Annotated in this window: 6 protein-coding genes; 2 read left to right on the top strand and 4 right to left on the bottom strand. The window is 72.9% G+C overall.

Going from position 1 to position 9,299, the window contains the following annotated elements:
* Positions 1-1,222, top strand: a 1,222-nt coding sequence (locus tag ACOV8S_RS13625) for a hypothetical protein (RefSeq protein WP_448318082.1), incomplete at its 5' end; no start/stop codon positions are given.
* 217 nt (positions 1,223-1,439) lie between these two features.
* Here ACOV8S_RS13625 and ACOV8S_RS13620 read toward each other — a convergent pair.
* The 4 genes from ACOV8S_RS13620 to ACOV8S_RS13605 form a co-directional block, all read right to left on the bottom strand.
* Positions 1,440-2,576, bottom strand: a complete 1,137-nt coding sequence (locus ACOV8S_RS13620) for a serine hydrolase domain-containing protein (RefSeq protein WP_448318081.1) — start codon at positions 2,574-2,576, stop codon at positions 1,440-1,442.
* A gap of 213 nt (positions 2,577-2,789) precedes the next feature.
* A complete protein-coding gene (gene gltX / locus ACOV8S_RS13615) occupies positions 2,790-4,265 on the bottom strand; it encodes a glutamate--tRNA ligase (RefSeq protein WP_448318080.1) in 1,476 nt (491 codons plus the stop codon).
* Positions 4,258-5,034 carry a fumarylacetoacetate hydrolase family protein gene (locus ACOV8S_RS13610; protein WP_351111997.1) on the bottom strand — a complete coding sequence of 259 codons (777 nt, stop codon included), beginning with the start codon at positions 5,032-5,034 and terminating at the stop codon, positions 4,258-4,260. Before ACOV8S_RS13610 ends, gltX begins: the two co-directional genes overlap by 8 nt.
* A 117-nt stretch (positions 5,035-5,151) precedes the next feature.
* Positions 5,152-5,334, bottom strand: coding sequence for a hypothetical protein (locus tag ACOV8S_RS13605; protein WP_448318079.1), 183 nt, complete (start codon positions 5,332-5,334; stop codon positions 5,152-5,154).
* Between the two features lie 631 nt (positions 5,335-5,965).
* Between ACOV8S_RS13605 and ACOV8S_RS13600 the strand changes: the two genes are divergently transcribed.
* Positions 5,966-9,299, top strand: a 3,334-nt coding sequence (locus ACOV8S_RS13600; RefSeq protein WP_448318078.1) for a nitrate- and nitrite sensing domain-containing protein, incomplete at its 3' end; no start/stop codon positions are given.

Here is a 9,299-nt window from a genome sequence, read left to right as displayed (position 1 = left end):
CCTGCGGGACAACCCCGTCTACGTCGACCCGCAGGCGGCCGACCAGCTCTCGCAGGCCGAGGCGGCCGATCTCGCCGACCGGATCGAGGACGCGGACCGCGCGGTGTTCCTGGTGGTCCTGCCCGCCGACTACCCGACCGACAACATCTTCGGCGACCTGCGCTCCGCCACCGGCATCACCGGCGTCTACGGCATACGCCTGGGCGACCGGTTCGACGCGCGGGCCGACTCCTCGGTGATGTCCCGCCAGGCGGTGAGCAACCTGGCCCGCAGCGTGGACGGCGAGCCGGCCGCGCAGCAGCTGAGCAACTTCACCGACCGGGCCCTGGACACCATGAGCGGGTCCGCGCCCGACAGCTGGAACGGGCGGGGGGCCGGCGCGGCCAACGGCGTCGGCGCCCTGGTGACCGTCGGCGCGCTCGCCGCGGTGGTCGGGGGCAGTGCGCTGGTGGTCACCCGTCGCAGCCGCCGCCGGGCCGAGGCGGACCGGCGCGAGGCGCTGGAGCGGCTGCGGGTCGTCGTGGACGAGGACATCACCGCGTACGGAGAGGAACTCGACCGGCTGGACTTCCACCCGGGCGAGCCGGGCGCCGACGACGCGATGCGCGCGGACTACGCGCGGGCGCTGGACAGCTACGAGGACGCCAAGACGAAGATGGCGGCCGCCCAGCGGCCCGAGGACGTCAAGGGCGTCACCGAGACCCTGGAGGACGGCCGGTTCGCACTCGCCGTGCTGGCCGCGCGGCGGGAGGGCCGCCCCCTGCCGGAGCGGCGCGCGCCCTGCTTCTTCGACCCGCGGCACGGGCCGTCGGTGGCCGACGCGCGGTGGACGCCGCCCGGCGGCACGGCGCGTGACGTGCCGGTGTGCGCCGCGGACCAGGCACGGCTGGCCGACGGGCTCGACCCGATGATCCGTGAGGTCGACACCGGGTACGGCACCCGCCGCCCCTACTGGGACGCGGGCCCGGTCTACGGTCCCTGGGCCGGCGGCTACTTCGGCGGCGCGCTGCTGCCGGGGCTGCTGATGGGCACGATGCTCGGCGGCATGATGGCGGGCCCCGCCTACGGGGCGGGCTGGGGCGGCGGCTACGGCGACGGCGGCGGGTCCGAAGGCGGCGACTTCAGCGGCGGCGACTTCAACTCCGGTGACTTCGGAAGCGGGTTCGGCGACGGCGGCGGCTTCGGGGGCGGCGGAGGCGGCGACTTCGGCGGCGGCTTCTGACCCGGCACCCGGGGACCACGGCACCGGGGACCACGGCACCGGGGACCACGGCACCGAGGCCCACGGCACCGGGGCCCACGCCACCGAGGACCACGGCGCAGGGGGCGGCTCAGGGAGCCGCCCCCTCGGCACGGGTACGTCGGGCCCCGGCGTGGTCAGGCCCCGGCGGAGTCGGGCCCCGCCGTCTGCGCCGCGGCGCGGTCGGGCCCCGGTGCGGTCAGACCGCCGCGTAGACGGCGGAGAGGTACTGCGCCCCCTGCTCGGAGCCGACCAGGCCCGCCTTCATCTCGTTCATCACGTAGCAGAAGGTCATCCTCCGCTCTACGTCCATCACGATCTGCGAGCCGCCCCAGCCGCCCCAGAAGCAGATCCGGCCCTCCGGGATGAAGGGGACCCCGGCCGGCTCAGGCAGCGCGTACCCGATGCCCCAGCGCAGCGGGACGCCCAGCACCCGGTCGACGCCCCGCGCCTGCTCGCGGAAGATCAGCTCCACCGTCTCCGGCGACAGCAGCCGCACCCCGTCGACCTCGCCGCCGCGCGAGATCACGGAGAGGACCCGAGCGATCGAGGCCGCGTTGCCGTGACCGTTGGCCCCGCCGATGTCGGCGCGACGCCACTGCTCCGTGTTGGCGATCTCCGCCCGCAGCGGCGCGCTCGTCAACGTCTTCATCAAGACGCTCGACGGGTCGATCGCGCTCTGGTCGACCGGCAGCGGAGGCGGCGGGATGATCTCCGCGCAGCGGTCCCAGTCCTCCTCCCGCGCGCCGATGCGGAAGTCCGCGCCCAGGGGGCCCGCGATCTCCTCGTCGACGAACCGCTTGAGCGGCCTCCCGCCGACCCGTCGGACCACCTCGCCGACCAGGTGCCCGAAGTCGAGCAGGTGGTAGCCGGAGCCCTCGCCCGGGGTCCACCACGGCTCCTGCGCCGCCAGGTGCGCGGTCGAGCGCTCCCAGTCGAAGATGTCCGCCGCGTCGAACGGCGCCGCCCAGCCGGAGACGCCGGACGTGTGGCTCAGCAGGTGCCGGACCAGCACGCCCTCCTTGCCGCCCGCCGCGAACTCGGGCCAGTACTTGGCCACCGGGGCGTCGACGTCCAGCTCACCGCGGTCCACCAGGATCAGCGCGGCCAGCGAGGTCAGCGTCTTGGTCGTCGACCACACGTTGACCAGAGTGTCCCGCTCCCAGGGACGGGTGCGCGCCCGGTCTGCGTGACCGCCCCACAGGTCGACCACCCGCTCGCCGTCGACGTCCAGGCAGATCGACAGCCCGGTCTCCGCCCCGGTGGCCAGATTGGCCTCCGCCGCCTCCCGCACCGCCGCGAAGCGCTCGTCCACAAATCCGTTCAGCTCGGCCACGCCGTGCCCCTCGTCCCTTCCCTGCCCGGGACCGGCCCGACCGCCCGCCCCGCCGACAACGGCACAGTAGGAGGAAAGGCCACGTCAGGGGAACGCACCGGGCGCGATTCGGTGCACGTGCACACAGGAAGCGCGAAGGGGCGGTGGCCGCTCCCGGAGGTACCTCCGGGAGCGGCCACCGCCCCTTCGTTCGTGCGGCGTGCGGCTAAGGCGTCACGCGGCCAGCTTCGCCAGCGCCGCGTCGATGCGGGCGAGGGTCGCGTCCTTGCCCAGGACCTCCAGGGACTCGAAGAGCGGCAGGCCCACCGTGCGGCCGGTGACCGCGACGCGGACCGGGGCCTGGGCCTTGCCGAGCTTGAGGCCGTGGGCCTCGCCGGCGGCCAGGACGGCCTCCTTGAGGGACTCCGCGGAGGACCAGTCGGCGGCCTCGAGCTTCTCGCGCGCCGTGCGCAGCAGCGCGTCCGAGCCCTCCTTCATCGCCTTGTTCCACGAGGCCTCGTCGAAGACGGGCTCGGGGAGGAAGAGGAAGTCGACGTTGGAGGTGATCTCCGACAGGACGCGCAGACGGGTCTGCGCGTGCGGGGCGATCGCCGCCCACTTCGCCTCGTCGAAGTCCTCCGGGGCCCACGGGGCGAACGGCGCCCGCAGCCACGGCTCGCAGCGCGCCGCGAACTCCTTCGGGTCCAGCAGCCGGATGTGGTCGCCGTTGATCGCCTCGCACTTCTTGAGGTCGAAGCGCGCCGGGTTCGGGTTGACGTCCTTCAGGTCGAAGGCGGCGACCATCTCCTCGATGGAGAAGACGTCCCGGTCGGCGGAGAGGGACCAGCCCAGCAGCGACAGGTAGTTCAGCAGGCCCTCGGGCAGGAAGCCCTGCTCGCGGTACAGGTTGAGCGAGGCCTGCGGGTCGCGCTTGGAGAGCTTCTTGTTGCCCTCGCCCATCACGTACGGCAGGTGGCCGAAGCGCGGGACCGCCTTGGCGATGCCCAGCTCGATCAGCGCGCCGTACAGCGCGACCTGGCGCGGGGTGGAGGAGAGCAGGTCCTCGCCGCGCAGGACGTGGGTGATCTCCATCAGCGCGTCGTCGACCGGGTTCACCAGGGTGTACAGCGGGGCGCCGTTGGCCCGGACGATGCCGTAGTCCGGCACGTTCTCCGGGGTGAAGGTCAGCTCGCCGCGCACCAGGTCGTCGAAGGTGATCGTGGTGTCGGGCATCCGGAAGCGCACGATCGGCTTGCGGCCCTCCGCCTCGTAGGCGGCGACCTGCTCGGCGGTCAGCTCACGGCAGTGGCCGTCGTAGCCGGACGGGCGGCCGGCCGCGCGGGCGGCCTCGCGGCGCTCGTCGAGCTCCTCGGCGGAGCAGTAGCAGTGGTAGGCGTAGCCGCCGTCCAGCAGCTTCTGCGCCACGTCGCGGTAGATGTCCATCCGCTGCGACTGCCGGTACGGCGCGTGCGGACCGCCGACCTCGGGGCCCTCGTCCCAGTCGAAGCCCAGCCAGCGCATCGCGTCGAGGAGCTGCTCGTACGACTCCTCCGAGTCGCGGGCCGCGTCGGTGTCCTCGATGCGGAAGACCAGGGTGCCCTGGTTGCGCCGGGCGAACGCCCAGTTGAACAGGGCGGTGCGCACCAGGCCCACGTGCGGGTTACCGGTGGGGGAGGGGCAGAAACGTACACGGACAGGTGCGCTAGCCACGCTTGACAACCTTGTTGGTGAGAGTGCCGATGCCTTCGATGGTGACGGCGACCTCGTCGCCGTCCTGGAGCGGGCCGACGCCCGCCGGGGTGCCGGTGAGGATCACGTCGCCCGGCAGGAGCGTCATCGCCGCGGAGATGTTGACGACCAGGTCCTCGACCGAGTTGACCATCTGCGCGGTGGTGCCCAGCTGGCGCTGCTGCCCGTTGACCGTGCACTGGACGGCGAGGTCGGAGTGGTCGAGCTCGGTCTCGATCCAGGGGCCGAGCGGGCACGAGGTGTCGAAGCCCTTGGCGCGCGCCCACTGCTGCTCACGGCGCTGCACGTCGCGGGCGGTGACGTCGTTGGCGCAGGTGTAGCCGAGGATCACGTCCTTGACGCGCTCCTTCGGGACCTCGCGGCACATCCGCCCGATCACCACGGCGAGCTCCGCCTCGTGGTGGAGCTCCTGGGAGAAGGACGGGTACTGGATGACGTCGCCGGAGCCGATCACCGAGGTGGACGGCTTGAAGAAAGCGAACGGGTCCTGCGCCGCCTCCCCGCCCATCTCGGCCGCGTGCTCCGCGTAGTTGCGGCCGAACGCGACGACCTTGCTGGGCAGGACGGGCGGCAGGAGGCGGACCTTGCTCAGCGGGACCTTGGTGCCGGAGAGCTCGAATTCCGCGAACGGGATGCCCTTGATGATGTCGAGGACGAGTTCGTCCTGCTTGTCGCCCTCGACCACGCCGAAGGCGACGTTCCCGTCGATGGAGAATCTGGCGATGCGCACGGGATCCTGGTGCCCCTCACTGAGCTGCCGGCCGGAGTCTGACGCTCCAGGCTAACGCGGAGGGAGGGGCCGGTGGTGCGCACCGTCCGCACGGGCGGCGGGTGTGCCGCGGCGCCGTTACTCGGCGGTCGCGCGGACCGGGACCTCGTTGAGGATCGTGCGGCGGGGGTTGGCCGTCTGGGCCGGCAGGTCGACGGAGTGCTCCAGCTCCTCGCCGAGCAGGTGCGCGGCGTCTTCCAGGTGCGCCAGGGTGGTGCGGCGCGGGTTGGCGGTGTTGCGAGCGCTCATGTTCGTCTTCACTGTCGTTCGGACCCCTCTGATGGCGGGTGCTGCTGCGTCGGGTGCGGCGTCGGGCGGACGTCGGCGGCCCGCCGACGGTTCCCTCTCAAGCGTCAGGCTAAAACGTCAGACTAAACGCGCGTTTCACCGCCCAACCGGTGAAGGGTACGTGAATCCTTAGTGATTTTCCTCACTTGACCGCCCGTCATTCCGGGCCAGTCGGGCGAAACGGGCACAGGGCGATAGCGGACATAAGCAAGTGAAAGTCTCCATTCCGCTCCTGATCATGGCGACTGGGACACCTGTGCGAGCCGTGCGGTACCTGGGGGAACACCCGTTTTGCCCGGTGTAAGCCTCCACGGGGTGTGACGCGGCCGGTACAACGTGTCATCTGGGTCACGGCCTGCCCTACGGGCCTTGTTGAGGATCGGCCACTGTGCTGGAATTCCACGGACCGTCGTGGAACCAGCCGACGCTCCGGAGCGCCGACAGCTCCGGGCGGAGGTCAGCAGGGGGAGGAAGCGCCGGTCCATCACGACCACGTAGGTCACTTCACGACCACACAACGGGGGCGCAGCCCGAACGCGCCCTCGCATACGCCGACACCGTCCCTTCCCCCGGGGGGACGCCTGGTCCAGAGGTTGCGACGCTAGTGCAGGGACGTTTCAAGAGGGATGGCAGCGCTTCGGCGGAGCCGGAGCCACACAACGGGACCGCACGCGGTGCCTCGCCCCAGCACGCCCAGGCCCCGGGCCAGGCACCGGACGGCGACGCGGCCGCCCCGGTGCTGCAGCCGGCCGGCGGCGGATCCACGGGCCCGGGCTCCCGCATAGCCCTGCGCAACTGGCGCATCTCCACCCGACTGGTCTCGCTGCTCGCGCTGCCCGTGGTCGCCGCGACCACCCTGGGCGGACTGCGGATCAGCGACTCGCTCGAGGACATGCAGCAGCTGGAGAACATGCAGCTGCTGACCGAGATGACCAAGCAGGCCACCGAGCTCGCCACCGCGCTCCAGGAGGAGCGCGACGTGACGGCCGGCCCGCTGGCCCACGGCGGCTCGGACCGCGACTACAAGGTCAAGACGCCGCGCGAGAAGACCGACCGCGCCAAGAGCACCTTCCTCAAGGACACCGAGGCCGTCGACGACCAGCTCACCGAGGGTGAGCTGCAGGGCGTCCGCGACAGCCTCGTCGGCCTCGTCGGCGAGCTGCGCGACCTCGACAAGCTGCGCAAGAACGCCTACGACTCCAAGGGCAACGCCACCCAGACGGTGGAGTCCTACCACCGGCTCATCACCCAGCTGCTCGACCTCTCCACCGACATGGCCGAGGCGACCAGCAACCCGGAGATGATCCAGCGCACCCGTGCCCTGGCCGCCTTCTCCTCCGCCAAGGAGTACGCGTCCATGCAGCGCGCGGTCATCGCCGCCGCGCTCCCCAAGGACGCCGCCTCCTTCGCCAAGCTCTCCGAGAACGACCGCCTCTACGGCGAGGCCGCGATCGGCAGCGAGAAGAGCGACCTGGACGCCTTCACGACGATCTACGGATCCGGCGCGAAGAAGACCCTCGAGCCGCTCGGCAACAACAGCGTCATCGAGGCCGCGGACAAGTACGCGGACACCGTGCTCAGCCCCAAGGGCACCCGCAACGTGAACCGGCAGTCCTACCAGGACTGGGTGGACGACGCCTCCACCAAGCTCGAGTCGATGGAGAGCATCGAGCACACGCTCCTCGAGGAGATGGAGCAGAAGGCCCGCGAGCTCCAGGACGAGGCCCAGCGCGAGGCGCTGATCTCCGGTGTCCTGATCCTGGTCGTCCTCGGCGTCTCCCTGGTCGGCGCCTTCGTCGTGGCCCGCTCCATGATCCGCTCGCTGCGCCGCCTGCAGGACACCGCCACCAAGGTCGCCAAGGACCGCCTGCCCGAGCTGGTCAAGCAGCTCTCCGAGAACGACCCGCAGGACGTCGACACCACCGTCGAGTCGGTCGGTGTGCACTCCCGGGACGAGATCGGACAGGTGGCCTCGGCCTTCGACGACGTGCACCGCGAGGCGGTCCGCCTCGCCGCCGAGCAGGCCCTCCTGCGAGGCAACGTCAACGCGATGTTCACCAACCTCTCGCGCCGTTCGCAGGGCCTCATCCAGCGCCAGCTGACGCTGATCTCCGAACTGGAGTCCCGCGAGGCCGACCCGGACCAGCTGTCCTCCCTCTTCAAGCTGGACCACCTCGCGACCCGTATGCGCCGGAACGGCGAGAACCTCCTCGTCCTCGCGGGCGAGGAGCCCGGCCGCCGCTGGACCCGCCCGGTCCCGCTGGTCGACGTGCTGCGCGCCGCGGCCTCCGAGGTGGAGCAGTACGAGCGCATCGAGCTGTCCACGGTCCCCAAGACCGAGATCGCCGGCCGCGTCGTCAACGACCTCGTCCACCTGCTCGCCGAGCTGCTGGAGAACGCCACCTCGTTCTCCTCCCCGCAGACCAAGGTCCGGGTCACCGGTCACGCGCTGCCCGACGGCCGCGCGCTGATCGAGATCCACGACACCGGCATCGGCCTCTCGCCGGAGGACCTCTCCGCGATCAACGAGCGCCTCGCGGCGCCGCCCACGGTGGACGTCTCCGTCTCCCGCCGCATGGGCCTGTTCGTGGTCGGCCGCCTCTCGCAGCGTCACGGCATCCGCATCCAGCTGCGTCCCTCGGACTCCGGCGGCACGACCGCGCTGGTCATGCTCCCCGTGGACGTCGCCCAGGGCGACAAGAAGGCCGTTCCCGGCAAGGGCCAGGGCGGCGGCGGTGTCGCCGCGGCCGCGGCCGGTGCGGCGGCGGCCCGCCGCGGCGGCGGCGCCGGCGCGGCCCTCGGCTCGGGCGCGCGTCCCGCGCTGCCCGCCCGTGACTCGGGCGGCGGAGCCTTCGGGCAGGGCGGCTCCGGCGGCGGAGCGTTCGGCCAGGGCGGCTCCGGCGGCCAGGGCGGCATGCCCGGCGGCGGACCCGGCCAGAGCCGTCCCACCGCGGGCGCCGGCTTCGGCGGTCCCTCCGCGCAGGCCCCGCAGGCCGGCTTCCCGGCCGGCCCGGCGCAGCAGCAGAACCGCGGCTCGGTCCCGGCGCAGCGCACCCCGCAGCAGGGCCAGGGCATGGGCCCGGCCGGCGGCCAGGGCATGGGCCCGGCGGGCGGTCAGGGCATGGGTCCGGCCGGCGGCCAGGGCAGGGGCCAGGGTCCCGGTGCCGGGCAGCAGAACCGCGCCCAGGGCGGCCAGTCCGGTCCGCGTCAGCCGCAGCTGCCGCCTCCGGGCGGCCCGCGTGCCGAGCTCCCCGGCGGCGCCCGTCCGGCCGACGGTCCGCGCGGTCACGACGACTTCGGCCGGACCTCGCAGCTGCCGCGCGTCGACGACCAGCAGGGACCGGGCTCCACCGCCCAGTTCCCGCGCCCCGACTTCGACGGCCCCGCGCCGCAGCAGCAGCCCCAGGCGCCCGGTGCCCGCGGCCCCCAGCAGGGCGCCCGGCCGCAGGCCCAGCAGCCGCAGTCCCCCCAGCAGCCGCAGGCCCCGCAGCAGTACGGCGGCCCCGGCGCTCCCGCCGGCGGTCAGTACCCGCAGCAGGGCTACCCGGCCGCGCCGCAGGACGCCTCGTCCACCGGTCAGTTCCCCGCGCCGGGCCAGTACCAGGACCCCTCGTCCACCGGTCAGTTCCCCGCGCCGGGCCAGTACCAGGACCCCTCGTCCACCGGTCAGTTCCCGGCCCCGGGCCAGTACCAGGACCCGTCCTCCACCGGTCAGTTCCCGCAGCCTCCGGCCGGCGGCCAGCAGCAGTACGGCGGCTACGGCGCGCAGCAGCCCGCGCAGGGCGACCTGCCCCCGGTCAACGGCCACACCGACGGCGGGACCCCGCTGTTCGACTCGCTGGAGACCAACTGGTTCCGCGGCCAGCAGCAGGCCCCGGGCCCGCAGGGTCAGCAGCAGTACCAGCAGCAGCCGCAGGCGGGCCCGCCCCCCCCCCCGC

The organism is Streptomyces sp. CO7, assembly GCF_053474865.1.
This window is presented reverse-complemented; position numbering and strand designations above follow the sequence as displayed.